Source organism: Thermosulfurimonas dismutans (genome assembly GCF_001652585.1).
Classification (GTDB): domain Bacteria; phylum Desulfobacterota; class Thermodesulfobacteria; order Thermodesulfobacteriales; family Thermodesulfobacteriaceae; genus Thermosulfurimonas; species Thermosulfurimonas dismutans.
Map to the genome: position 1 here is coordinate 52235 of NZ_LWLG01000001.1, position 23006 is coordinate 75240.

A 23006-nucleotide genomic window follows, 5' to 3' on the forward strand; every position below is an offset into this window, starting at 1 on the left:
CTACAAGCTCCCCAAAGGCTGGCGCTGGGTGAGGTTGGGAGAGGTGTGTGAAATTTGGGACAAATATAGAATTCCGGTTAAAAAGAAAGAACGTAAGCCGGGCAACATACCATATTGTGGTGCAAACGGTATTATTGATTACGTGGAAGGATGGACTCATAAAGGAGAATTTGTGTTATTAGCCGAAGACGGAGGTTTTTATAAAGCTGGAGAAAAAAGTGCCTACATAATGAGAGGACGATTTTGGGCAAATAATCATGTGCATATTTTGAAAGGGAAAACTAGTATCTTGGAAAACTTATTTCTGATGCATTATTTAAATGCAATTGATTTAACGCCGTGGTTGACAGGAGCGACCAGGCCTAAACTAAACCAAAATTCAATGAAAAAAATTCCAATCCCCCTCCCGCCCCTTGAGGAGCAGCGGCGGATCGTGGCACGGATTGAGGAGTTGATGGCGCGGGTGCGGGAGGCCCGCCGCCTGCGGGAGGAAGCCCTAAAGGACACCGACCGCCTCTGGCAATCCACCCTCGCCGAGGTCTTCCCCCGCCCCGGCCAGGACCTCCCTTCCGGCTGGCGCTGGGTGCGGTTGGGGGAGGTGTGCGAGACTACAAGCGGGGGTACTCCTAGCAGGAAAAAACGAGAATACTTTGGAGGAAATATTCCTTGGGTAAAATCAGGAGAACTAAATGATTCCATAATTTTTGATACGGAAGAAAAAATCACAGAATTAGGTCTTCGAAATTCAAATGCCAAATTGTTTCCAAAAGGAACTTTACTCATTGCAATGTATGGAGCTACGGTTGGAAAATTAGGCATTTTAGGATGTACTGCAGCAACAAATCAAGCAATTTGTGCCTTATTTCCTGATAAATCTATCTTAGATAAAATGTTTTTATTTTATTTTTTTCTATTCAAACGCAAAGAACTTGTAGCTCAAAGTTTTGGAGGAGCTCAACCAAATATAAGTCAAACAGTAATTCGCAAAATCGAAATCCCCCTCCCCACCCTTGAAGAACAACGGCGCATTGTGGCCTACTTGGAAGCCGTCCAAGAAAAGATCAGAGCCTTTAAGGAAGTCCAAACCAAAACCGAGGCCGAACTCAAACGCTTAGAGCAATCAATTTTAGACAAAGCGTTTAGGGGTAAATTATAGTGGAAAATATTTTACTAAAATTATCCGAGCATCAAAGAATTTTATACAAAGCGTTATATGAAAAAAATGAAAAGTTGGCTAGCATATATCTTGGAGCATTACTTGTACTTCGACAAAACAATCCTGATAGAATAGCCTTAGCTGCTCATGGTTTAAGAGAGCTTATGGAAAAAATCCCTCAGTATCTTGATCTGCCTGTAAGGGTTAAGCCAAAAAACCTTCGTAGTGAGGTGCAAAATTTAAGTGAAGAATGGAAAAAAACATGCGAGCGCTCCGAGTGCTTTGAAGAGGGGAGTTGGCATGGAGAAATTGACGGTTCTCTTCGCAAGCTACTTCAAAAATTAGGAAAATTTTTTGATTGGTTTTCTGAGCATTATCCCACGAGAAGCAAACAAACTAAGAGTATGTTATCTTATCTGGATCCTTTTGTTTCAAAATTGCCAGAGCCTATAATGGAATTACGAGCGAAAGAATGGAAGGAAATACATGATTATTTTAATGATGTAAGCCATCACAGGTTTGACTCCGATTTTGATACTTTTTCTAAATGGTTGGAAGCTCTAGAATACTTTTTGTTAGATCGCTTTGTCCCGAAAACTTTTGATGACCATAAGATAATTGATGACATAATTAGAGAAGGTGAAGAAAATGCCAAGGCGTGAAACAGTGAAAAAAGCATTAAAGGCAATAAAAAGAGGAGCAGATTATAAGTATTTTTTCGATCATCTCAAATCACCTGAGTGGATAAAACCCCTTTGGAAGGAAGGTTTTTTCCGGGATCCACCAAAACCAATAAAAGAAGGAGAATACATTTCTTTTCCATCTTGGCCAGAGTCTATTTATCTTGCCCGAATGGCACCACTTAATCCAAAACTGGTACTAGAAGTTATATTACAAATTCCAGATGTGGGAAATGCTCGTATTTATCAAGATTTGATTGATGCAGCACTTAAAATGCCTCCAGAACTTGCTGCATGTCTTGTGGAAAAAACTAAAAAGTGGGCAAAGTCACTATATTTATCGGTGCCAGAAAAATTAGGCCAACTTATCTCCCATCTTGCAGAAGGAGGAAAAACAGAAGAAGCTTTGGAGATTGCTGAAGTTTTGTTAGACATCATACCAGATTCCAGTTCTATAAAGGATATATTTCCGCCAGAGCCGCGGCCTCGTTTTGATATATGGTCTTATGAACAAATTTTAAAAGAAAATTATCCCCAATTGATTAAAGAATCAGGGCTACCTGCTTTCAAATTGCTTTGTGATTTATTAGAAAAAGCTGTACACCTTTCGCAAAGAGAGAAATATGAAAAGCCTGTAGACCTTTCTTATATCTGGCGACCAGCTATTGAGGATCATCTGCAAAATACAAGGGAAGACGTCAAAAATGTTCTAGTTAACGCTGTTAGAGATGCTGCAGATCTTTTGATAAAAGAAGGATTACTATCAATAGAAGAAACAATCCATCACCTCGAAAAATATTCCTACCCAATCTTTAAGCGCATTATTCTTTACTTACTATGGCGTTTTCCAGAAAAAGCCGGCAGATTCATTCCTCAATATCTAATAAACAATACCCTCTTTAATGATCCTCATTTTAGACATGAATATAATATTTTGTTGCGAAAGTACTTTAAGAACTTAGATAATAGAGAAAAAAAGCAAATTATTAGATGGCTAGAACAAGGACCTGATCCTGAACTTTTAAAAGATAAAAGCCCTGGAGAAAAAGAACAACTAAGGAAGCTTTGGTTACGAAACCAACTTGCCCGATTTAACTTGGAAGATTTGCCCCGGGAATGGCAGAAAGTTTACAAAGAACTGGTTGAAAAATTTGGTGAACCGGAGCACCCAGACTTTGTATTTACTACCAGTACATGGATCGGTCCAACGAGTCCCTTAACAAAAGAGGCTATTCTTCAAAAAAGCATAGATGAATTGATTGAATTTCTTAAATCCTGGTCTCCTCCAGAAATTCCTTTTGGAGAACCTTCTCCAGAAGGATTGGGTCGGGAATTGGCAAGTGCAGTGGCTGAACAACCAGAGAGATTTGCCATCGAGGCTAAAAAATTTAAGGGAACGGGTCCCACCTATGTTAGGCATTTAATCTCAGGGTTTACAGAAGCCTTAAAAGAGGGAAAGTCTTTTCCGTGGGAACAGATTTTAAACCTCTGTGAATGGGCAATTAGTCAACCAAGAGAGATTTCAAAAAAAAGAAAAATTCCTTTTGGCTTTGATCCTGACTGGGGTTGGACTCGAAAAGAAATAGCTTCTCTATTAGAAACAGGTCTTGAAAAGTATGCCTTCCCGTTCAAATTAAGGGAACGTATATGGAAAATTCTCGAACCTCTCACCGAAGATCCGGAGCCGACAAGGGAGGAAGAAGAAAAAAGATTTGATTTGCATGAGTTGGAATGGCCGACCCTGGCAATAAACAGTGTCCGAGGTCGAGCATTCCACGCGATAATAAAATATGCCATCTGGGTTCGTCAGAATTTAAAGAAACAAAAAGTGAAGTACCAAGGCTTTTCTTCTATTCCAGAGGTTAAAGAAGTTTTAGAAAAGCACCTGGACCCTTCTCATGATCCATCGCTTGCTATCCGCTCTATTTACGGTCAATGGCTTCCCTGGCTTATACACTTAGACTCCGATTGGATTAAAGAAAACCTTTCAAAAATTTTTCCCGAAGATAATCCCAAGTTACGGAAGGTTGCCTGGGAAAGTTATCTCGTATTCAATAGAGCTTCCAAATATCTCGTATTCAATAAAGCTTCCAAAGAAGTTTATGAACTCTTAAAAGATCAATATGCTCAAGCCGTAAATACACTCTCTCTTGATCTCAAGGATAAAGATTTGAAAGAAACTCAAAAAAGCTTAGCTAATCACCTAATGATTTTTTATGCTTTGGGTTCTATAGAGTGGGATGATCCTATTTTCCAAAGTTTTTGGGAAAATGCTGGCCCCCTCAGAAAGGAGGCTTTGGAGTTTATTGGAAGACTTCTTTATCAAAGTAAAATTTCTCAAGAATTTATAAAACGTTTTCAAAAGTTGTGGGAAAGCTATTGGTATAAGTTTCAAGATTCTTTCCATAAATCTCCTGATAAATACAAACCAGAACTTGCCACTTTTGGCTGGTGGTTCATATCAGAAAAGTTTGACGTTAGTTGGGCGATTAATCGGCTCCTTGAGGTTCTCCAGCTAACCCGCAAAATAGAGCCTGCACGCATGGTGCTACAACATCTTACAAAAATTTCCGAAAAATATCTCCGAGAAGCCATTAAGAGCTTAAAGCTAATTGCGGAGGGAGACCAGGAAGGATGGGTAATTTATACGGGGCGTAAATATATTCGCGAGATTCTTGAAAAGGCTATGCGCGATTCCAAAGCTAGAAGCGATGCTGAGCCGTTTGTACATTATTTGGGAAGCCGTGGATTTTTTGAGTTCCGAGACTTATTAAGGAAGAACTAACTATTTTCTTAGTTCTTCGAGCTTTTCGTTAGAATTTGCTTAATGAAACTCTAATAAGGGATGTGGTTGCTCTTTTTGCATGGTGCATTATCTTTAAATCAGTAAAGAAAATTCTTTACTGGAGTTTTTCTATGGGGCGCGCCACAAAAGTTGTAAATTTTTCTCTGCCACTGGATCTCTATAAAAAGACGGAAAATCTGGCTCGCCGCAGGAAAGTCCCTAAAAGTCAAATTTTGAAAGAGGCTCTTGAGGCTTATGTGGCTTCAGAGGAAAGGTGGGAAAAGCTTCGTGCCTGGGGAGTTGCAACGGCGGAGGCTCTGGGTTTAAAGAGTGAAGAGGATATAGAGAGACTCCTCCACGAATATCGCAAAGAGCTTTGATTAGAGCGGTATTCGACACCAATGTGTATCTTTCAGCCATCCTTTTTGGTGGCGTATGCGCCGAGCTAAGAGATTTTGCTAGGAAAGGAAAAATTGAAGTATTCGTTTGCGAGGCTATTCTTGCCGAGGTGGCCGGGGTCCTCAGGAAGAAATTCGGATGGAGTCATTATCAGATCAGCCTTCTTCTCGCGGAAATCAGAAGTTTCACCACGGTAATCTTTCCTCTTAAGAGAGTGGAAGTCATCAAAGAAGATCCCGCGGACAATAGAGTGCTTGAGTGTGCGCTTGAGGCCGGAGCTGATTATCTGGTTTCAGGAGACAAAAAGCATCTTTTGCCTCTCAAGGAATTTCAGGGCGTACGGATTCTGAGCCCTAGAGAATTCCTAAAGTTATTGATCCAACAAGAACTATAGGATGGTCTTTGTCTGACCTACTCCCCGCTTTTCTAACCACTTGACAACTACTACCGTCGCTTTCTCGGGCTTTCTGCCACCGCCTCCTTCCCACTACTTCACCATCTTCCGCTTCTGGACATCCTGGGGACACTCTGGGGACAGTCAGGAACTTGACAAAGCTCCCGATTTCGCCTACTTTCTCATCAAAAGAGGGCGGTTAGCGCGGGTTCGAGTCCCGCCCTCGGCACCAGGTCTTATCGGTCGGAGAGATTCATGGAGAGCGGGGCAGGAGAGGCACGAACTCTATCCGTTCCCCTCAATGGGCGAGCTTTTACTCAGCTCCCCCTACATCCCCGTCTGAAGGAAAACCTGGATCGCCACGGCTTCAAAAGAAGCACTATCCTTCAAGACCTAGCTCTATCCGAAGCCCTCAAAGGCAAAGATCTTATCCTTAAAGCCCGTCGAGGAAGCGGCAAAGGTATATTCTTGATCTTGGCGGCCCTGGATCGCCTGGCTCGCACCAATGGCCACAATGAGAACAAACCCCAAATATTGGTCCTTACCCCCAGCGGAGCGAGGGCCAAGCTTCTGTCTTCCTGGGCCAGGAACCTGGCCGAAGGCCTAGACCTTGAAATAGAGGCCTTTTCCGGGGAAGGTGAGATCACGGAGGAGGAACTCCGCAAACTTGAGAAGGGGGTGGATCTCCTTTTCACCACTCTGGACGGCCTCAACCGGGCCTTGAAGTGGGGCTTGCTAAAGACCTTCGGGCTCAAAATCCTGATCGTAGATGAGCTCGAAAAAATGGTCGCTCGAAGCGTGACCTTTATCCGAAATCTCCTGTCAAAACTCCCGCCTCCCGACAGGCGTCAAACCCTGATTTTAATGGAGGAGCTCACCTATCCGGCCTTAGAACTAGCCTATGAGTTCACCAACGAACCCGAGGAAATCTATATAGAAGAAGGCCGTCGGGATTTCACCGGTATCACCCTATCCCTAATCCATGTCTCGGAAACGGAAAAGTTCTCATTACTTCTAGGTATCTTAAAGAAAAAGAACTGGCCCCGAACCCTTATTTTCACCAACGAAAAACTTTCTGCTCAAAAACTGACGGATGACTTAAAGGCCCTGGGGCTCAAGGCCGTCTTCTTGAAGGCCGAATTACCACCCCCTTTGAGGCTTAATTTCCTCAAGATCTTTGCCAGGGGAGAAGCCCAGATCATGGTAGCCACGGATGCCGGCACCCGTTTTATTCAGGATGAGAACCTAGATTTCATCATCAATTACGATCTCCCAGAACTTCCGAGCGATTTCTGTCAGCGGGCCGGACGCATCAAAAAATCAGAAGGCGAAATCATCTCCTTATGTGATGAAACCGGAGCCTTTTTTTTGGAAGCCATCGAGGAGACTATCGGCCAAAAGATGAATGTCATCTTTCCGGAGCCCGAAGAAGAATGGTTTGTCTCTCCGGTAGAGGTTAGGGAAATATTAGGGAGGACTTCCCGAAAACCTCCCCGTGCTGCTAAACCCCGGAGATCCTCTCCTCGTTCTCAGACCAAAAGTAGGATTTGACTAAGCTCCCCTTTTTGGGCTATCCTTGATCTTACAGAAATTTTAAGAAGGGGGTAGAGCCGTGGCGGAAGATCTCAAGAAGATGTATCGGACCGTTAAAGGAGACCATTTCCCCTCGGAAATACGGATCACTTTTGGAGACCAGACTTTGGTCTACCGAAAGAGGACCTGGAAAATAGAGGTTGAGCCTGGAATCATAGAAGAAAGAGGTCTTCGTTATGGTGAAAACCCGGATCAGGAAGCCGCCCTTTATGAACTGGCAAACGGCAACTTAATTCTTGGAGAGTGCGAATATATCGAGCCTGGGCTTGGACTGGTCTCAAGCTTAAGAGAAGAAGACCTGCTTCAGTTCGGGAAGCATCCCAGCAAGACCAATCTCACGGACATAGACAACGCCCTCAATATTTTGCGTTATCTCTCTAAAAAGCCCTGCTGTGTGATCGTGAAACACAACAATCCCTGTGGGGTGGCTTATGGAGAAACTATAGCCGAGGCCTTCATCAGGGCCTTTCGGGCGGATCGGATTGCGGCCTTTGGAGGAGCCATCGCCCTCAATCGGCCGGTAGACAAGGCTTGTGCAGAGGCCATCAGTGAGCAGTATTTCGAGGTGGTAGCCGCTCCGGAATACGAGGAAGGCGCGGTCGAGATCCTCAAAAAGCGCAAAAATCTCCGAATAATTCGGATAAACCGCATCGACCAGCTTGAAAAGTACTGGGGGCTGCGAGTAGTGGAGTTCAAGAGCCTCATGGATGGTGGCCTTATCGTCCAGCAGTCACAGGTCAACAAGGTAAAGGGCCCCGAGGATCTCAAACCCGCGGTGGCCGTAAAGCCTGACGGCACAGAGGTCCGGTGCCGACGGGAGCCCACTGAACGGGAGATCGAGGATATGATCTTCGGCTGGGCGGTGGAAATAGGGGTAACCTCAAACTCGGTCCTCTTTGTGAAGGATCAGTGCACCGTGGCCATCGGAACCGGCGAACAGGATCGGGTAGGGGTCACAGAGATTGCCATCTTCAAGGCCTATACCAAGTATGCAGATCTCCTTTGTTACGACCGTTACGGTATTCCTTACAAACAGCTTGAACTTGAAATTCGGCAGGGGAAGCGGCCAGAATCTCAAAAAATCGAAATAGACGAGGAGACCAAGGCCGCCCGAGCCGGGCTTCCGGGCTCGGTCATGGTCTCAGACGCCTTCTTCCCCTTCCGGGACGCAGTAGATGTGGCCATTCGGGAAGGCATTTCAGCCATCATTCAGCCCGGAGGCTCCCTCCGGGACTGGGAATCCATTGAGGCCTGCAATGAGGCCGAGCCTCCGGTGGCGATGGTCTTTACTGGGCAGAGGGTCTTCAAACACTAATGGCTTACGAGTGGCTACCTCCAACTAGAGATTATCAACCCCTTTGGCCTGGGAAGCTCGTGGAGGTGAGAAACCTCCCGAATGGCCTCACCCTCGAAATCTGGGATTATTCTCGGAAGTTAGCCGGTGATCGCTGGCTGATAGGAATGTTGGCGCAGATCGAGGTAAAAGTAGGGGCCGAACATTTTTCGGCCCCAGAAATGTTTGAAAGATTCCTCCAAGAGACCGGAGGGGTGATCTATTATCGCTATCGAAAGGAAAGGCATTTCGTAGACGAAAAGGAAAGGAATCAGGTCTTTGAAACCATAAAGGACCATTTCTTAAAAGCGGCTTTGGAATATCTCTCCCATCCTTCCTTTCGCGACAGACTTATTCAGAGCGAAATCCCCCTTTTTGAAAGAAAAGTCCGATGGGAAGAAGAGATCAGACGCAAGGATGAGGAAGCCGAAAGATTAGAGGAACTATGGAAGGACCGACCCATATAGAAGAGCTAGCCCTTAATGGCCTTACCATAAGGATCTACCTTACCTTGGAGGTCGCGCCCCCCCTTTTACTCCTCCCTTCGGGAGAAAATGACTTTGCCCTTTATGAGTCCTTGGCCAAGAAATTTTGGCTCGAAAACTTTACGGTTTTTCTGTTTCCCCCTGAAGGGGAATGGGAAGATTTGAGAATCGGCTTTGAAAAATTAAAAAACTTTTTAAAAGATCGCGGAAGACTTTTGAGCTTCTGGGTATGGGGAGAAGGTAAAGGTACTCTTTGGGCCTTAAAACTGGCTCACAACTTTTCCACCGATATTGCGGGGCTCGTACTGGACAGCTTGCGGCCTGAGGACAAGACCGAGGCCGCGGAATATTTAAAAAGCCTTCGCAAACCCCACCTGATGCTCCATCCCCAATTGGACTCTACCTTTCCCTTCACGGAGGCCGAAAGAATGTTTATCTTATCTCCAGCCCATGCGAAAAAGCTCCTTCTTATGCCGGGCATGCAGAGGGGGGAGACCATCGTGAAAGGGGGCGATCTCTACATCCAGACCATAACCGAGTTCATCAATCCTCGGGTGGGACGCTGGGCGAGGGAAAGAAAAACTCACCATTAAGGGGGTGAATCTTTATGTCCAAAAAGGGTGAAAGATGGATACGGGAGACTCAAGAATATCAGAATACGGATGATCCCTATCTTTCCGACAAGGCCCCTTCGGGGGAAGCCCTCTGTCCCAAGTGTCATGCCGTTTTCCGAGACAAACGTTGGCTAGTGGACGAGGCCTTTTATGAGGAGTTCAAGGATACCGATTTTGTCCCCAAGATCCTCTGTCCGGGATGTCGCAAGGTCAACGAACGTTATGCCATGGGTTACGTTTATCTTTCGGGGCCGTTTTTTGAAAAACATCGGGATGAAATCATGCGTCTCATCCATAACGAATATGAACGGGCCCGGGAAAACAACCCCCTAGACCAGATCATCACCATGTACGAAGAAGACGGTCGTACCATCATCGAGACCACCACTGACCATTTGGCCCAAAGATTGGGAAGGGCTGTCCACAGAGCTTACAAAGGAAACCTCTCCTTCCGCTGGTCGGATGGAGACAAACTGGTTAGAATTTACTGGGAGAGATAAAGTATGGAAGTTTCCGCCAGACGGCCTCTGAGCACAGAGGAAAAGGCCCGATTGCGGGAACTCCTCCTGCGGCGGAAAGAGGAGATCTATAGAACCGCTCCGGAATCAGAAATTCTCCAGGAAATAGAAGAGGCCTTACAGCGATTGGAGGCTGGCCATTACGGACGATGTATTGATTGCGGCCGTTGGATACGTCTCAAACGGCTGGAGACCATCCCTTGGGCCAAACGTTGTCGGGCCTGTCAGGAAAAATGGGAAATGCTTGAGGCCGTAGAATAAGAAATTAAGAAATAATGATAAAGATTACCCCTAATCGCCTGACCCTATTGAGGATTTTCCTCCTCCCCATTCCCTGTCTTCTTCTCTTCGGAGGGCCAGAATCCAAGCTTACGGCCGTAGGGCTGGGGTCTCTTCTGGGCTTTACGGATTATCTGGACGGCCGATTAGCTCGCCGGAAGGGGCATTCCCGACTGGGAGCCCTCCTTGATCCCGTAGCGGACAAAATTTTCGTGAGTGTGGTTTATCTTTTGTTGTATCGGCTGGCCTATATCCCCTTTTGGCCGGTGTTCCTGATAGTAACCCGCGAAATCCTGGTCTCGGCCCTGAGGAACATCTTCCCGGGAAAATTACAAGTTTGGTCTTTGGCGCGGATCAAAACCGCTTTCCAGATGGTCGGAGCCGGCCTAGTGATCATCGTGGGAAACTTTATGAGTTCCCCTTTGAGAGAAGGGAGCCTTCATGGAATAACCTTCCTGGTTCTGGCCCTTACCTGGCTTAGCGCCTACCCCTACATGAAGAAAGGCCTGAGGGAACTCAGGCGAAAACCTCGTCTCATATGGGCCGTTGGCTACAGGGTGGTTCCTCCTCTAAGCCTGCTTTCCCTCTTTCCTCAAAGTGGACCTTTTTGGCCTTTGATTCTGATCGGCCTGGCGGCCTGTTTCTTATTTGAGATCCTTTGGGGCTATTTTAGAAGCTTCCTTTAAGGCCTTGATGGCTTCGGAGTAAGACTCCTTCCCGAAAACTGCAGAGCCGGCTACTAAAATTTCGGCCCCGGCCGCTACCACCAGAGGCGCAGTCTGGGGATTAATACCCCCATCCACCTGAATTTTAACGGCCAGACCTCGGTCTTGAATCATGGTCTTGAGAACCTTTATCTTCTCAACCGCAAAAGAAATGAATTTCTGGCCTCCAAAGCCAGGATTAACGCTCATGACGAGGACGAAATCTAAATCTGTAAGCAACCACTCAATGGCCGAAAGGGGAGTGGCGGGATTCAAGGCCACTCCGGCCTTTTTTCCTAGTTCTTTGATGCGAGAGATTGTGCGGTGTAGATGGGGACAAGCCTCGGCGTGCACCGAGATCCAGTCGGCTCCAGCCCTGGCGAACTCATCAAGGTAGCGATCAGGATCCTCTATCATAAGGTGCACATCAAAGGGCAACTCGGTATGAGGACGTAAGGAAGCCACTACTTGAGGGCCAAAGGTCAAATTGGGCACAAAATGGCCATCCATGACATCCAAGTGCAGAAGGTCCGCTCCGGCAGCCTCTACCGTCTTGACCTCTTCTGCCAGACGGCTGAAATCCGCAGAAAGGATGGAAGGGGCAATCTCAATCTTGAGGTTTTTCATTCTTTAACCCTGGAAAGACCACCACTTTCTCGTCTTTGGACTTCTCACGTGAAGATTTAGGAGGAGACGGGGAGCCTTCCGGAGGACCTGCAGGAGGCTTGGGAAGGCGCATCTTGTACTGGCTAATTAGGGCTTCGGGGATCGAAGTGCTGTACCATACCACATTCTGCCGCTGAATCACGATGTGATCCAGCCCTAAAAATACCGGCCGCAAGCCCCCGGCATCTGCGGTTACAAGGGCTGGCCACTCAAAATCAAAAAATTCTCGTTTCTCGAGTACAAAGTTTAGACTCTCGAAGCCGTGGTGAAAACACACCAGCCCCAGAAAGAGCCCGGCCGAAGTCTGAATCAATACCGGTTCCTTGCGGGTAGCCTTTTCAAGCATACCTTTTGTATATAAAGTGAAATCCATGAGTTGTAAATTCATGAGTTGTAAATTCTTGAAAGGCCTCCTTTTGCTTCTCCTCTTCCTCTGGCCTTTCCCGGTCGAGGCCGGGAAATGGGTAAAAATAGTAAAAGTGATTGACGGCGACACCGTAATCCTTGAGGACGGCACTCACCTCCGCTACGCCGGCATAAACACCCCGGAACTTCATACCAAAAAGGGCCCTCCCGAACCTTTCGCTCGAGAAGCCTATCTCTTGAATCGTAAGTTGACCGAGGGGCAAAGACTCTATCTAGAGGAGGCCCAAAGGAAACGCGACCGTTACCGGCGACTGTTGGGCTATCTGTTTCTTCCTGATGGACGTTTGGTCTCAGAGATTCTGGTAGCCAAAGGGCTAGCCTTGGTTTGCTATTACCCCGGAAGCACCAAGTATTACCAAAAGCTCCTTCGCCTTCAGAGAGAGGCCCTGAAGAATCGAAGAGGCCTATTTTCCAGGCTCAAAAATACCGAACCCTTTTATGTCGGCAATCGGAAATCGCGTCGTTTTCATCGCCCAGGTTGTCCGCAGGCCCAAAAGATCAAAAGGAAACGCATTTTCAATTCTCTTGAAGAGGCCTTTTCCGCTGGCTATTGTCCGGCCAGGGGGTGTCGTCCCTGGCCTCCCTGATCTTGACAATTAGCCCCTTGCTTTTAGAGTTCTTAAAAGCCATGAGTGAACTACAAAAACTGCGCGAAGAAATAGACAATCTAGACGAAAAGCTTATAGAAATCCTCAAAAGACGCTTTGAGATCGTAAAGCGTATAGGCGAAATCAAACGCCGAGAGGGACGATCAAGTCTTGATCTTTCTAGGGAAAGAGAAATCTTAAGGCGTCTTCTCGAACTCAATCGAGGTTTCTTCCCTGAAGAAGCCCTAAAGGTCATTTTACTTGAAATCATAAACACCTGTCGCCAAGCCCAAGAACCCACCCGGGTGGCTTATCTGGGGCCGGAGGCCACCTTCAGCCACATGGCAGCCCTGGAATTCTTCGGTCAAACGGCGGCTTTCCTACCGGTAGAATCCGTGCTGGACGTCTTTGAAGAAGTGGAAAGTGAGCGGGCCCGTTTCGGGGTAGTTCCGGTAGAAAACTCTATTGAAGGCACCGTCTCCACCACTCTGGATGCCTTTTCGCAGTACAAAGTCAGGGTCTGTGGAGAGGTCTATATTCCCATCACGCACAATCTCCTTAACCAGACCGGTAGACGAGAGGACATCAAAAAGGTTCTATCCCATCCTCATGCCCTAGCTCAGTGTCGAAGATGGTTGCGGAAGAACCTCCCTTCGGTAGCCATTGAGGAAGTGGCTTCCACGGCCCTGGCCGCCCGCTGGGCGGCGGTGGATCCCACGGTGGCGGCCATTGCTAGTCCGCTCGCAGCCCGCACCTATCACCTACAAGTAGTAGCCAAACACATCGAGGACTACAAAGGCAACGTAACCCGTTTCTGGATCATAGGTCGGGAGTCCCCGGCCCCCACAGGGGAAGATAAGACCTCTCTCTTTTTCAGTGTCTCGGATCGACCGGGAGCCCTTTATGAGGTCCTGAAGACCTTTGCCGAACGAAAAATCAATCTCACCAAGATCGAGAGCCGTCCGGCCAAAAGCGAACCCTGGCGGTACCTCTTCTTCCTCGATTGTGAAGGTCACGTAGAGGACCCTATCCTCAAAGAGTGCCTGGAGGAAGTAAAAAGACACTGTCTGCATCTGGAATGGCTTGGGTCATACCCACGGGGGCATCTCTAAGGCGTAAGGGGAGACTTCTGCCATGTGCCCACCTCTTGGCCGCGACCTCGGCTTTGGCCGAGGAACTAGTTTTTGAGCATTACGCCCTTTCAACAAGGACGCTCAAAAAGCTCCAGTATGAAATTCGATTTTTGAAAGACACCTGGCCTTTCCCTGAGGAGGCCTTAGCGGTTCTTGTAAAGGGTCGAAACGAAGCCGACTCTCCCTCCACCAAAAGGGAGTCTTATTTTATCCTTTTCCCTTATGGCCGCCGCATACCTTTTAGTAGGGGTTTTCTTCCGGCTCTTATGCTTTATATTTTTACACACGAACTGGTACATATGGTAAGGTTCGCCCGTTATGAAGCCTCTTATTTTGCTAAAGATGAACAAAGGATGTTAGAGGAAAGAAAAGTCCATGCCAAAACCCGAGAAATATTGAAGCCCTTGGCCTTCATCCCCGGGCTTCCTGAAACCCTGGAATACTTTGATCAAAACTACCAGAGGAGGTGATAGGCCATGCCGGTCTATGAATACGAGTGCGAGGCCTGCGGTAAACACCTTGAGGTCTGGCAAAAGATTACTGATGCACCCCTTACAAAATGTGAAGCTTGTGGCGGCAAACTTCGAAAGCTTATAAGTCAGAGTTCTTTTATTCTCAAGGGCTCGGGATGGTATGTCACGGATTATGCCCGCAAGGAGCGCAAGGATTCTTCTAAGGAGACCTCCAAGGGGGGCTCGGAAAGTAAGGATAAAGCCTAAGGACAGTGTTTTATGATGAGATCATCTATCTCTTTTTGTCCCTGATCCTTTGGGGAGCTTGGCCTTCTCAGGAAAAGCTCCCCCTCTCGCAGATCTTTCCATTCTTTCTCTTTAAAGAGGCAGTTTGGTTCATCCTGGTCCAACGCCTATTTGCCACCGCCCGAGACAGTCTACAATTCACTTTAAGGCAGCGACAACTCCTAAAATGGGCTCTAGTTTTTCTTTTTCTAGACGTTGCCCTTCTCAATCTACCAGCCTATCTCCCTCAGGAATTCTGGGCCCTAGGCCTATTCTTACATTATCTCCTCATAGGCTGGTTTTTTGCCGGCCGATACGAAAGACGGGCCTACCTCCTGGAACTTCCGACCACTAAATATATCTCCTCCCAGCTCAAACTCTTCTTACCGGCCCTCCTTCCCTGGTTTTTGGCTTATTTGCTAGAAAGTAGCCTTTCCAAACTTTATATCCGTCCGCCAGAAGTACTCTTCTGGCCCTCTTTTCTTATCATCTTAGCCGTCTTTTTTCCTTATTTAGCCGTAAAATCCTGGCCCACGAAGATCTTTCCTACCTCAAGACTCAGAGATCTCATCGAGAACTATCTTCGCCGGGAGAACCTAAAACTCGGTGAAATCTACCTTTGGCTTCCTTTTGAAGGCCGACTATTGACCGCCGGTGTTATGGGATTCGTTTACCCTTTCCGGTACCTCCTCATCTCCCCAGGGCTTCTTTCGATCCTTACGGAGGAAGAAGTCCTTTCGGTGGTGGCTCATGAAGTAGGACACCTCAAAAATCGTCACCTACTTTTTCTGCTTATGTTCTTGCTCTCTTTCATCCTCATTTTATATTTCGGCCTTGAGCCTGGCTGGCTTCTATTTCTCTCCCTTTTCCCTTATCCAGAATGGTTTCTATCCCCGGATCTCAAATTCCGTCTCTGGCCAGAGATTGGTATGGTATTAATCCTAGGCCTTGCGGTAATCCTCTATTTTCGTTATCTCATGGGATATTTCATGCGCCATTTCGAAAGAGAGGCTGACCTTTACGCTCTGGAAAGCTTAGGATCGGCACAAGGGCTCATTTCCTCCCTCGAAAAGATCGCCTATATTTCAGGCCTTAAAAAGGCCCCCAGCTGGCATCACTTCAGTATCGAGGAACGGATTCAGTTCCTGAGGAAAGTTTCGGAAAGACCGGAACTGGCCCAAGCCCATCACAAAAGATTACGAAGAAGACTCCTCATTTTCCTATTTTTGACCCTCAGTTTGATTCTTTCCGGAAGTCTCGCTGACGGTAAGGCTCTCAAGACCAGGGCCTTACAGAATCTCTATCTGGGGCTCGAGAGACGGGCCGAAAAGAAGCCCGAACTTCTGCGGGGCCTGGGAGACTTTCTTTTTTCGCAGGGTTTGGAAAGGGAAGCCCTTAAGATCTACGAAAAGGCTCTTCCCCGGAGCCCCGAAGACCCGTGGCTCCTCAACAATCTGGCCTGGCTACTCCTTACGGCCAAGGACCAAACTCTAAGAGATCCGCCAAGGGCTTTGAATCTCGCTCAAAAGGCCGCAAGCCTTGAGACCTCTCCCGAGATCTTGGATACCTTGGCCGAAGCCTATCGGCAGGCTGGGAAGCTTGAAATCGCCTGTCAATACTCTAGAAAGGCCCTCACCCTGGCTCAAACGCTCAAAGGCAAAGACCTCTCCTATTACCACAGAAGAACGCGGGAGTTTTGCGAAGATGCTGAGACCTCCTTATAAAAGATACGAGACCCTTTATCTCTATGCCTTTTCGGGATGTCATCCGGACTTGAGGGCTCTTCCAGATCCCGATTTTATTGGTTGTTGGGAAGAAGACGGCCTTTCAGTACTCTTTTTCCACCGCGAAAAGGACGGATTACCGGAAAAAATCTCCCAGTTCTACGGCCTCAAGTTCGAACTTTCAGCCGCCGTGCCTTATGAGGAATGGGGGGAGGGGCGAAGACTTACACCCTTCCGGGTCGGTCCCTTATCCCTGGCTCCGGTTTGGGAAGAAGGCTCTTACGACCTCCGTTTCGACCCCGGAGTAGTCTTCGGAAGCGGAGGCCATCCCACCACTCGCCTCATGCTAGACTCCCTCTGGGAACTATGGGAGAAGGCAGGCCCTTTTACTCAGGTTCTCGATCTCGGATGCGGAAGCGGACTTCTCACCCTGTTGGCAGCTAAACTCGGAGCTATGGTTACGGCCGTGGATCGCAATCCTCTTTGTGTGGCCCTGACCAAGAAGAATCTCGAAATCAACGGCCTTTCAGCCGAGGTTTTGGAGGAGGATGTCCGAAAGGTCATCGGTCGGCCCGTAGACCTTGTGCTGGCTAACCTTTACAAAGGACTGTTGCTTGAGCTTCTAGGGCTTCCCTCCTTTCAAACCTCTCGGTACTATCTTATTTCAGGCTTTGTGATTTCCATGGAGGCCGAACTTCGGGAGGCCATTTGGGGAGCCGGCTTTGAAATCGAGGACCGAAAAGAGGAGGAGGGTTGGGTTTGTATCCTTTTAAGAAATCCGAAGACTTAATATGGTGTGTGGATATAGGGAACACCACTACGGCCTGCGGTATCTTTCGCCGGGACGGATTACTGCTCAAGACTTTCCGTTTTCGGACACGTCTGGAGATTACCCCGGAGGAACTACTAATCCTCCTTCGAAATTTTCTGGAAGTCTTCGACATTCCATTGTCTCAGATAAAAGGCATAGCCCTGGCCTCCGTGGTTCCGCCTTTAAATGAGATCTGGGAGGCGGTGGTTCGGCGGTGGCTGGTGAAGGAATGGCTCTTGGTATCGGCAGAAGTGGTCCCCATCCCGGTCAAATTGCAATATCCCCAAGAAGTAGGAGCCGACCGGATGGTAAACGCCTATGCCGGCTGGCAGAAATTCCGCCGTTCCGTAATCATCGTAGACTACGGAACGGCCACTACTTTCGACTGCGTATCGGAAAAAGGAGAGTATCTGGGAGGAGCCATTGCGCCAGGACTTGAGAGCGCGGCCGAAAGCCTTTTCACCAAAACGGCCAAGCTTCCCCGCGTAGATCTTAACTCCCCTCCGGACTCGGCCCTGGGGCGTGATACCCTATCCGCCATGAAAAGTGGCCTCCTCTACGGTTTCGCCGCCCTCACCGAGGGTCTTATCGCTAGGCTTTCCGAAGAGATGAAAACGGATCCTCTGGTATTGGCCACTGGAGGTCTAGCCGCCACTCTGGCCCCTCTTTGTCCGAAAATAGAAAGGATTGAGCCTCATCTCACCCTGGAGGGCCTTTTTTATCTCTACCGGGAACAAATCGAAAAATGAAGCTTTCTCACGGGGATAGGATAGCCCTCTTTGCCCCCGCAGGGGCCGTCTCTGAGAGGGAACTTCTGGCCGGAATCGAAATCCTTGAATCCTGGGGGCTCAGGATCCATATCCCTGAAAGGATATTTGAAACTCACCGTTACTTGGCCGGGCCGGACGAAAGCCGCGCCCGAGAGTTTCGAGAGCTTTTTCTGAGCGGGGACTTCAAGGCCCTATGGGCTGCCCGAGGGGGCTTCGGTTCTCTTAAAATTTTGCCCTATCTCAAGGAATTGGAGCTTACTCGAAGGCGCTCTTACCCGATAATCATTGGCTTTAGTGATTTATCACTCCTCCTGAACCATCTTTTTGACCGTTTTCAAATACCTTCTTGGCACGCTCCCACGGTGACTTTTCTAGCCAGACTATCCAAGGAAGCCTGCGACAAACTCAAAGCTCTCCTTTTGGGTAGGGAAAGGTTTAAAATAAACGGCTTACCTCTAATTCAAGGAGAAGCGGAGGGCTTTTTATGCGGCGGAAATCTTGCCAGTCTAGCCAGTCTCCTCGGCACCCCTTACTGGCCGGACCTTTCGGGTAAAATCCTAATCATAGAAGAAACCAACGAAAAACTTTACCGCCTAGAGCGACTCTTCACCCAACTGGCCTTGGCCGGAATTTTTGAGAAAGTTTCCGGCCTGGTTATTGGTGACCTTTGCGGCCTTCCCCCGGAAGGGTACCTGTCCATCCTAAAGGAGATACTCCCGCCCGATCTACCCACCGGCTATGCCTTCAAAATTGGGCATTTTCCAGAAAGCCGAGCTTTCCCCATAGGCCAAAGGGCCCGACTTACTATTTCTGAAGGTCGGGCCCTTTTATTCGAGATAGATAAGTAAAGGGATAACGTGGAGATCAGGATTTATTTCTTCGGTTGGACCGAGTTCCCAGTGTCTAACTTTCAAACTATCTGGCAGTAGTTTTTCAAGTTCGGCTACCACGCCCTTCAGATCTAGGGCTGGGTGTTTTTCGAACACCTTAGGAAGGCCCCAGGTAAGATTGCAAGCCAGACACTTCCCCGGCCTAGCCTTAAGTTGAAGCTCTAAGCGGATAAACTTCCGTTCCTTATCGAAGGCCCCGAGGGCCAGGGCCAGATCATAGGCCGGCTCTTCACCGAAATAGAAGGCCTCAAAAAAAGCCTCTATCCGCTCTCGAGGAAGGAGAGCCTGAATAGCCTCCGGCGAAAGCATACCGACCTCCCTTTAATTTTCCGTTTGTCCCCAACGGTAATAATCCTCTGGTACCATGCGAGCAATGGCATCTATGGCGTTATAAAGCATCACCCGAATGGCCTTCTCCATCGGGGTGTTTTTGTAAGCCCCTAAAGCACCGCCTAGAGCCACGGTCCCCAAAATGGTCCCCATGCCACCAGCTATATTCCAGGAAGTAGCCTTACCCTCAACCGAAGTGGCATTGATAACCCGACCGGTCCTCACGTCCACTAGACGGATATCGGCCGCAATATAGGCTTCTTTCTTAGAGATCTTGGCCCCACCAATAAGAGGCACATTAAAAGGTACTACTACTCCACCTCCGCCTATCCCCGAAGCCTCGGGCTCAAAGGCAGTAATAGCTCCTATAACCAAAATATCGGCCCCTTCCATCTGACCTATCTGAGGAGCCGCTCCCGGACGCATATAACCGGACTGTCCCAAATTAAGCTCCTCCTGGATGGCCTTGAGCCCCTCACCACGTTCAAGCACGATAAAGCGCCCTGTGCGAAAGAGAGCCGTAGCCAGCATGTCTGCAAGTCCTTCTCCAATGGCATCACCACACTTGGCGGCCTTACACTTAAAACTAGCCACCGCAATCCGAGCTTTAGGACCTCGATACGTAACCACCTCTTGAACGGTAGGGCCAGTACTTTCAACCCTGGTCTCCACCCCCGAGGAAACACAGGAAATCAAACTAAATAGAACAATCATACATACACTAAAAACTTTAATTAAACGCATATACCCCCCTTTTCGTTTTTTGGACTCTAATTATCACAAAATTAATGATATGACAAGCTAATAGGGCTAATAGGGATTGCAAACCTATAGCTTGTAATATACAATTCTACTTCCATTTTGGAGTTGGACAAAAAATAAAAATTAAAATCCAAAATTGGACGCTATACTCTTCGAAAAACTACTTAAACAGGAACAAAAAGCCCTTGCCTGCGCTTGGGAAGCATTTTTATCAATTCAGAAAGAAGGCAAAGTCCCTTATCCCGTTAATTATTCTCAGATTTTCACTAGAATACAAAGCCAAAAGGAATTCGCTGAACCGGAATTATTCTCCGTTTTAAAAGAAAGCAAGGTTTTTTTAGATAATCTATTAAGTGCATTGACTAATCACCAGAACGAAGACACCAAAATAAAAATTGAATTGAATTCGAAAAAAATAGATCAAATTTACCAATTAAAGCAAAAAATAGAAAAATTAGAAACGGAAATTCATTTTTTAAAAGAAGAGATATTAATAGACCCTCTCACAAAGTTCTGGAACCGACGAGGATTGCAGCGAATATTTGATTACGTAATCAAACAGCATATATACTCTGAAGACTATTCTTTTATAGTCTTCTACATCTTACTACCCAAAGAGGAAAAATTACGAATTTATGAAGACAAGATAATTTTAGCCTCAGCTAAATTCATTAAAAATTTCTTTTCTCCGCGGGATTTTCTGACTCGTCCAGGGGAGAGACTTCTTGCAGTTATTACCGTAGGCCAAGACATTCCTTCCATAGAAAGGCTCATCCAGACCCTGGCTTACAAAAAATTCCCTTGCAATCTAGGCGGCACTATCAATCATATTGAATATCGAATCGGTGGTACTAATATTTTAGGAGCAGATCATCTGAACGTGGTTTTGGAAAGGGCTATTACAGCTGCCCAGCAAAACAAATTTATTAGACTATAACCCCTAACTTGATCGGGTCTCCATTAATATCCAGTCTATAAAAGCCTCGTGCCCACCTATAACCGGAATCTCCAGAATACAGGGACAGGTATAAGAATGAATCTCGAGGATCCGGGACTTGACCTTTTCTGCAAATTCACGCCTGGTCTTGACTAAAAGGACAGCTTCTCGATCTTCTTGCACTTTCCCTTCCCACCAGTAAATTGAGCTTATCTCAGGGAAGACGTTCACGCAGGCGCAGAGTCTCTCCTCCACCAAGGTTTTCGCAATCTTCAGGGCTTCTTCCTGGCTGCCTGCCGTCACATAAAGCAGGACCACTTCGCCGCTCATTGGCCTCCCCCTTCGAGTTCCTTTTTAAATTTCAGAGCTTCTAGATACAATAAATCTTGTTGCGGCAAATTTTCCAAAAAGTTATTAAGTTGTCGCAGTAGAATTTGACGGAAGGTCTCCACCGAAAATCCCTGTTTTTCGAGAAAGTTTCTTAATCTCTGCCAATTCGTTCTCGCCCGAGATATTCCCCGATAGCAGGGCCGGCCTATGTTTTGCACTGTAAGATCCCTTTCGATGATCATGAGATAACGTTTTATCACTGCTTCCTTAAGGTGCTGGAGTTCCTCAGGGCTCAGCTTTAAGCTCGGCCCTTCTGGATTTTCCGTAAGGTAAAAGTAAGAATTCCAGAAGGCCACCTCCGGGACTTCTCCTCCCTCTCGCAAGATCAACTCGGCTTCTTCTTGGACCTCTTTCCTTATCATGCTCTTCCCGAAAGCCTTTTAAGTTCTTCAAGAGGTGGTAGATCTCTCAAGTCCTTCAAACCAAACACCTCTAAAAATTTCTCGGTAGTGCCGTAAAGAAGAGGTCTTCCTGGGACTTCCTTGCGCCCCACTACCCGAATGAGTTCCCTTTCAAGAAGGATTTTTAGGGAGGCCGAGGCATCTACCCCTCGCATCCTTTCGATTTCGGCCCGGGTTATGGGTTGATAATAAGCAATCACTGCTAAGGTCTCAAGGGCGGCCCTCGAAAGTCTTTGAGGCTTGGGTTTGAGGTAAGCCCGCACATATTCGGATACTTCCGGTACGGTTTCCATCCTGAAGCCTCCGGCTACCTCTCGAATCCTAATTCCACGGCCTTGATATTCTAAAGCCAGTTCATATAAAAGATTCCGAAGATCTTCTTCTGGAACTTCCGGAAAAAGAACCTTAAGCTCTTTAAGCTTTATGGTCTTCCCAGAGGCCAGTAGAATAGCCTCCAGGGCCTTTTTAATCAGACCGTTTGTCATCAGCGTTAAAAGAAACCGCTTTCTTTCAGAAAATCTTCGGAAAGGTCTCCTCCACCTCTATACGGAGAAAGAAATTTTTCAACATATTTGGCTAGGAGATCAGCCTCGAGATTCACCCGATCACCGGATTTACGGAATCCTAAAGTAGTCAAGGAGGCCGTGTGGGGTATCACAGCCAGCTCGAATTCCTCTCCAAAGACCCGATTTACAGTAAGACTTACGCCATCAACGGCTACCGACCCCTTCTCGACGAGGTAACGGGAAACTTCCGATGGAGCCCAGATTCTAAAAAAGAAGAAATTACCCTTATTCTCTCGGCTCACCACCCGCCCGATACCGTCCACGTGACCGGTCACCAGGTGCCCCCCCAGTCTATCCCCGAGCCTCAGGGCCCTTTCGAGGTTGACCCGATCCCCTACCTTAAGCTCCCCCAGAGTGGTCCGCATCAAGGTTTCCGGAGAAACATCCACTTCAAATATCTGCCCCTCAAGGGCAACCACCGTAAGGCAGGCCCCATTTACAGCCACACTATCTCCCACCCTGGTATTCTCAAGCGAGAAGGGGGCCTCGATACCCAGTACCAGGCCCCCTCCCTTGGGTCTTATCTTCTTTATGGTACCTAAGCCCTCAACCAGTCCGGTAAACATTAACCAAGATCGTGGGTACCGAGAACGACTTTGGCCCCGGTTTTTTCCTGAATCATCTTGACTAATTCGTCAAGATCATGGTTTTTGCAGGCCGGCTTGGCCTTGGCCAAGCAGTTGGTAAGATGTACCACTTCAAAACCGGTCTTCTCCTTGGCCATTGCGATATTGGCTACCAGAGACCTACCAGGACACTTGCACCGCAAGAACCCCATCACCTTGACTTCATCGGGATATTCCGCAAATGGGCCTTTCTTTTCGGCCGCCGAATAGAGACATTTCCAATCCCCTACACAGGAGTTGGAAGTCTCGGCATAAGAACCACAAGCCACAATCAAGACCTTGGGCATAAAACACCTCCTTTTCGAAATTT

Annotated in this window: 30 protein-coding genes; 21 read left to right on the forward strand and 9 right to left on the reverse strand. The window is 47.5% G+C overall.

What is annotated here, in order from left to right; all coding sequences use genetic code 11:
- Nucleotides 1–43 precede the first annotated feature (43 nt).
- From TDIS_RS00275 to TDIS_RS00330, 12 genes are all read left to right on the forward strand, one after another.
- Nucleotides 44–1156, forward strand: coding sequence for a restriction endonuclease subunit S (locus TDIS_RS00275; protein WP_161939445.1), 1113 nt, complete (start codon nt 44–46; stop codon nt 1154–1156).
- Entirely contained in the window at nt 1156–1818 is a 663-nt protein-coding gene (locus TDIS_RS00280) for a hypothetical protein (protein ID WP_068668127.1), read from the forward strand. Before TDIS_RS00275 ends, TDIS_RS00280 begins: the two co-directional genes overlap by 1 nt.
- Nucleotides 1805–4621 carry a hypothetical protein gene (locus TDIS_RS00285; protein ID WP_068668129.1) on the forward strand — a complete coding sequence of 939 codons (2817 nt, stop codon included), beginning with the start codon at nt 1805–1807 and terminating at the stop codon, nt 4619–4621. The genes TDIS_RS00280 and TDIS_RS00285 overlap by 14 nt, the downstream gene beginning before the upstream one ends.
- Nucleotides 4622–4752: 131 nt before the next feature.
- Nucleotides 4753–5001, forward strand: a complete 249-nt coding sequence (locus tag TDIS_RS00290; protein WP_068668780.1) for a CopG family ribbon-helix-helix protein — start codon at nt 4753–4755, stop codon at nt 4999–5001.
- Nucleotides 4998–5414 (forward strand): putative toxin-antitoxin system toxin component, PIN family, encoded by a 417-nt coding sequence (locus TDIS_RS00295; RefSeq protein WP_161939446.1) that lies wholly within the window; start codon nt 4998–5000, stop codon nt 5412–5414. The genes TDIS_RS00290 and TDIS_RS00295 overlap by 4 nt, the downstream gene beginning before the upstream one ends.
- A 255-nt stretch (nt 5415–5669) precedes the next feature.
- The gene (locus tag TDIS_RS00300; protein ID WP_068668131.1) at nt 5670–6965 is read left to right on the forward strand and encodes a DEAD/DEAH box helicase; all 1296 of its coding nucleotides are present in this window, start codon (nt 5670–5672) and stop codon (nt 6963–6965) included.
- Nucleotides 6966–7026: 61 nt separating this feature from the next.
- Nucleotides 7027–8322: an IMP cyclohydrolase gene (locus tag TDIS_RS00305; protein ID WP_208595653.1), complete on the forward strand. Its 1296-nt coding sequence runs from the start codon at nt 7027–7029 to the stop codon at nt 8320–8322.
- Nucleotides 8322–8807 carry a hypothetical protein gene (locus tag TDIS_RS00310; RefSeq protein WP_068668133.1) on the forward strand — a complete coding sequence of 162 codons (486 nt, stop codon included), beginning with the start codon at nt 8322–8324 and terminating at the stop codon, nt 8805–8807. The genes TDIS_RS00305 and TDIS_RS00310 overlap by 1 nt, the downstream gene beginning before the upstream one ends.
- A complete protein-coding gene (locus tag TDIS_RS00315) occupies nt 8786–9418 on the forward strand; it encodes an alpha/beta hydrolase family protein (protein ID WP_068668135.1) in 633 nt (210 codons plus the stop codon). The genes TDIS_RS00310 and TDIS_RS00315 overlap by 22 nt, the downstream gene beginning before the upstream one ends.
- A gap of 14 nt (nt 9419–9432) precedes the next feature.
- A complete protein-coding gene (locus tag TDIS_RS00320) occupies nt 9433–9939 on the forward strand; it encodes a BCAM0308 family protein (RefSeq protein ID WP_068668138.1) in 507 nt (168 codons plus the stop codon).
- A 3-nt stretch (nt 9940–9942) separates the two neighbouring features.
- A complete protein-coding gene (locus TDIS_RS00325) occupies nt 9943–10218 on the forward strand; it encodes a TraR/DksA family transcriptional regulator (protein WP_068668141.1) in 276 nt (91 codons plus the stop codon).
- A gap of 14 nt (nt 10219–10232) precedes the next feature.
- On the forward strand, nt 10233–10922 hold the full coding sequence (locus TDIS_RS00330; RefSeq protein ID WP_068668143.1) for a CDP-alcohol phosphatidyltransferase family protein: 690 nt from the start codon (nt 10233–10235) through the stop codon (nt 10920–10922).
- On the opposite strand, the gene rpe is transcribed toward TDIS_RS00330, so the two are convergent.
- Together rpe and TDIS_RS00340 are read right to left on the reverse strand one after the other, a co-directional pair.
- Nucleotides 10881–11567, reverse strand: coding sequence for a ribulose-phosphate 3-epimerase (rpe, locus tag TDIS_RS00335; RefSeq protein WP_068668145.1), 687 nt, complete (start codon nt 11565–11567; stop codon nt 10881–10883). The genes TDIS_RS00330 and rpe overlap by 42 nt on opposite strands.
- Nucleotides 11548–11952, reverse strand: a complete 405-nt coding sequence (locus TDIS_RS00340) for a hypothetical protein (RefSeq protein WP_084270867.1) — start codon at nt 11950–11952, stop codon at nt 11548–11550. Before TDIS_RS00340 ends, rpe begins: the two co-directional genes overlap by 20 nt.
- A 40-nt stretch (nt 11953–11992) precedes the next feature.
- On the opposite strand from TDIS_RS00340, the gene TDIS_RS00345 reads away from it, so the two are divergent.
- From TDIS_RS00345 to TDIS_RS00380, 8 genes are read left to right on the forward strand one after another with little or no spacing between them, the layout of a single operon-like run.
- Nucleotides 11993–12619, forward strand: coding sequence for a thermonuclease family protein (locus TDIS_RS00345; protein ID WP_068668148.1), 627 nt, complete (start codon nt 11993–11995; stop codon nt 12617–12619).
- Nucleotides 12620–12660: 41 nt separating this feature from the next.
- On the forward strand, nt 12661–13731 hold the full coding sequence (gene pheA / locus TDIS_RS00350) for a prephenate dehydratase (RefSeq protein ID WP_068668786.1): 1071 nt from the start codon (nt 12661–12663) through the stop codon (nt 13729–13731).
- Nucleotides 13698–14222 (forward strand): hypothetical protein, encoded by a 525-nt coding sequence (locus tag TDIS_RS00355; protein WP_153303707.1) that lies wholly within the window; start codon nt 13698–13700, stop codon nt 14220–14222. The genes pheA and TDIS_RS00355 overlap by 34 nt, the downstream gene beginning before the upstream one ends.
- 6 nt (nt 14223–14228) lie before the next feature.
- Nucleotides 14229–14471, forward strand: a complete 243-nt coding sequence (locus TDIS_RS00360; protein WP_068668152.1) for an FmdB family zinc ribbon protein — start codon at nt 14229–14231, stop codon at nt 14469–14471.
- A gap of 5 nt (nt 14472–14476) precedes the next feature.
- On the forward strand, nt 14477–16213 hold the full coding sequence (locus TDIS_RS00365) for a M48 family metallopeptidase (protein WP_068668154.1): 1737 nt from the start codon (nt 14477–14479) through the stop codon (nt 16211–16213).
- Complete coding sequence (locus TDIS_RS00370; RefSeq protein ID WP_068668156.1) at nt 16194–17003, forward strand: 50S ribosomal protein L11 methyltransferase; 810 nt, start codon at nt 16194–16196, stop codon at nt 17001–17003. Before TDIS_RS00365 ends, TDIS_RS00370 begins: the two co-directional genes overlap by 20 nt.
- Nucleotides 16973–17773, forward strand: a complete 801-nt coding sequence (locus tag TDIS_RS00375; RefSeq protein WP_068668159.1) for a type III pantothenate kinase — start codon at nt 16973–16975, stop codon at nt 17771–17773. The genes TDIS_RS00370 and TDIS_RS00375 overlap by 31 nt, the downstream gene beginning before the upstream one ends.
- A complete protein-coding gene (locus TDIS_RS00380; protein ID WP_068668161.1) occupies nt 17770–18642 on the forward strand; it encodes a S66 peptidase family protein in 873 nt (290 codons plus the stop codon). Before TDIS_RS00375 ends, TDIS_RS00380 begins: the two co-directional genes overlap by 4 nt.
- Here the strand turns inward: TDIS_RS00380 and TDIS_RS00385 are convergent.
- Together TDIS_RS00385 and TDIS_RS00390 are read right to left on the reverse strand one after the other, a co-directional pair.
- Nucleotides 18622–18993 (reverse strand): hypothetical protein, encoded by a 372-nt coding sequence (locus tag TDIS_RS00385; RefSeq protein WP_068668163.1) that lies wholly within the window; start codon nt 18991–18993, stop codon nt 18622–18624. The two genes, TDIS_RS00380 and TDIS_RS00385, sit on opposite strands and share 21 nt — an antisense overlap.
- Before the next feature lie 12 nt (nt 18994–19005).
- Nucleotides 19006–19758, reverse strand: coding sequence for a CsgG/HfaB family protein (locus TDIS_RS00390; protein WP_084270869.1), 753 nt, complete (start codon nt 19756–19758; stop codon nt 19006–19008).
- Nucleotides 19759–19912: 154 nt separating this feature from the next.
- Between TDIS_RS00390 and TDIS_RS00395 the strand changes: the two genes are divergently transcribed.
- On the forward strand, nt 19913–20713 hold the full coding sequence (locus tag TDIS_RS00395) for a diguanylate cyclase domain-containing protein (protein WP_068668167.1): 801 nt from the start codon (nt 19913–19915) through the stop codon (nt 20711–20713).
- A 3-nt stretch (nt 20714–20716) separates the two neighbouring features.
- On the opposite strand, the gene cutA is transcribed toward TDIS_RS00395, so the two are convergent.
- Genes cutA through TDIS_RS00420 form a run of 5 tightly spaced genes read right to left on the reverse strand, consistent with a single transcriptional unit; the run spans nt 20717 to nt 22983 of the window.
- A complete protein-coding gene (gene cutA / locus TDIS_RS00400) occupies nt 20717–21043 on the reverse strand; it encodes a divalent-cation tolerance protein CutA (RefSeq protein ID WP_068668169.1) in 327 nt (108 codons plus the stop codon).
- A complete protein-coding gene (locus TDIS_RS00405; RefSeq protein ID WP_068668171.1) occupies nt 21040–21465 on the reverse strand; it encodes a hypothetical protein in 426 nt (141 codons plus the stop codon). The genes cutA and TDIS_RS00405 overlap by 4 nt, the downstream gene beginning before the upstream one ends.
- Nucleotides 21462–21989, reverse strand: coding sequence for an SMC-Scp complex subunit ScpB (scpB, locus tag TDIS_RS00410; protein ID WP_068668173.1), 528 nt, complete (start codon nt 21987–21989; stop codon nt 21462–21464). The genes TDIS_RS00405 and scpB overlap by 4 nt, the downstream gene beginning before the upstream one ends.
- A gap of 5 nt (nt 21990–21994) precedes the next feature.
- Nucleotides 21995–22636: a riboflavin synthase gene (locus tag TDIS_RS00415; RefSeq protein ID WP_068668175.1), complete on the reverse strand. Its 642-nt coding sequence runs from the start codon at nt 22634–22636 to the stop codon at nt 21995–21997.
- Entirely contained in the window at nt 22636–22983 is a 348-nt protein-coding gene (locus TDIS_RS00420) for a CGGC domain-containing protein (protein WP_068668177.1), read from the reverse strand. Before TDIS_RS00420 ends, TDIS_RS00415 begins: the two co-directional genes overlap by 1 nt.
- Nucleotides 22984–23006 lie beyond the last annotated feature (23 nt).

Bases quoted from the DNA above. Each gene is read 5' to 3' on its own strand.
- TDIS_RS00285 (WP_068668129.1), top strand. From the start codon at position 1,805: ATGCCAAGGCGTGAAACAGTGAAAAAAGCATTAAAGGCAATAAAAAGA.
- TDIS_RS00290 (WP_068668780.1), top strand. From the start codon at position 4,753: ATGGGGCGCGCCACAAAAGTTGTAAATTTTTCTCTGCCACTGGATCTC.
- TDIS_RS00300 (WP_068668131.1), top strand. From the start codon at position 5,670: ATGGAGAGCGGGGCAGGAGAGGCACGAACTCTATCCGTTCCCCTCAAT.
- TDIS_RS00310 (WP_068668133.1), top strand. From the start codon at position 8,322: ATGGCTTACGAGTGGCTACCTCCAACTAGAGATTATCAACCCCTTTGG.
- TDIS_RS00315 (WP_068668135.1), top strand. From the start codon at position 8,786: ATGGAAGGACCGACCCATATAGAAGAGCTAGCCCTTAATGGCCTTACC.
- TDIS_RS00320 (WP_068668138.1), top strand. From the start codon at position 9,433: ATGTCCAAAAAGGGTGAAAGATGGATACGGGAGACTCAAGAATATCAG.
- TDIS_RS00325 (WP_068668141.1), top strand. From the start codon at position 9,943: ATGGAAGTTTCCGCCAGACGGCCTCTGAGCACAGAGGAAAAGGCCCGA.
- TDIS_RS00330 (WP_068668143.1), top strand. From the start codon at position 10,233: ATGATAAAGATTACCCCTAATCGCCTGACCCTATTGAGGATTTTCCTC.
- rpe (WP_068668145.1), bottom strand. From the start codon at position 11,567: ATGAAAAACCTCAAGATTGAGATTGCCCCTTCCATCCTTTCTGCGGAT.
- TDIS_RS00340 (WP_084270867.1), bottom strand. From the start codon at position 11,952: ATGCTTGAAAAGGCTACCCGCAAGGAACCGGTATTGATTCAGACTTCG.
- TDIS_RS00345 (WP_068668148.1), top strand. From the start codon at position 11,993: ATGAGTTGTAAATTCTTGAAAGGCCTCCTTTTGCTTCTCCTCTTCCTC.
- pheA (WP_068668786.1), top strand. From the start codon at position 12,661: ATGAGTGAACTACAAAAACTGCGCGAAGAAATAGACAATCTAGACGAA.
- TDIS_RS00355 (WP_153303707.1), top strand. From the start codon at position 13,698: ATGGCTTGGGTCATACCCACGGGGGCATCTCTAAGGCGTAAGGGGAGA.
- TDIS_RS00360 (WP_068668152.1), top strand. From the start codon at position 14,229: ATGCCGGTCTATGAATACGAGTGCGAGGCCTGCGGTAAACACCTTGAG.
- TDIS_RS00370 (WP_068668156.1), top strand. From the start codon at position 16,194: ATGCTGAGACCTCCTTATAAAAGATACGAGACCCTTTATCTCTATGCC.
- TDIS_RS00380 (WP_068668161.1), top strand. From the start codon at position 17,770: ATGAAGCTTTCTCACGGGGATAGGATAGCCCTCTTTGCCCCCGCAGGG.
- TDIS_RS00385 (WP_068668163.1), bottom strand. From the start codon at position 18,993: ATGCTTTCGCCGGAGGCTATTCAGGCTCTCCTTCCTCGAGAGCGGATA.
- TDIS_RS00390 (WP_084270869.1), bottom strand. From the start codon at position 19,758: ATGCGTTTAATTAAAGTTTTTAGTGTATGTATGATTGTTCTATTTAGT.
- cutA (WP_068668169.1), bottom strand. From the start codon at position 21,043: ATGAGCGGCGAAGTGGTCCTGCTTTATGTGACGGCAGGCAGCCAGGAA.
- TDIS_RS00405 (WP_068668171.1), bottom strand. From the start codon at position 21,465: ATGATAAGGAAAGAGGTCCAAGAAGAAGCCGAGTTGATCTTGCGAGAG.
- scpB (WP_068668173.1), bottom strand. From the start codon at position 21,989: ATGACAAACGGTCTGATTAAAAAGGCCCTGGAGGCTATTCTACTGGCC.
- TDIS_RS00415 (WP_068668175.1), bottom strand. From the start codon at position 22,636: ATGTTTACCGGACTGGTTGAGGGCTTAGGTACCATAAAGAAGATAAGA.
- TDIS_RS00420 (WP_068668177.1), bottom strand. From the start codon at position 22,983: ATGCCCAAGGTCTTGATTGTGGCTTGTGGTTCTTATGCCGAGACTTCC.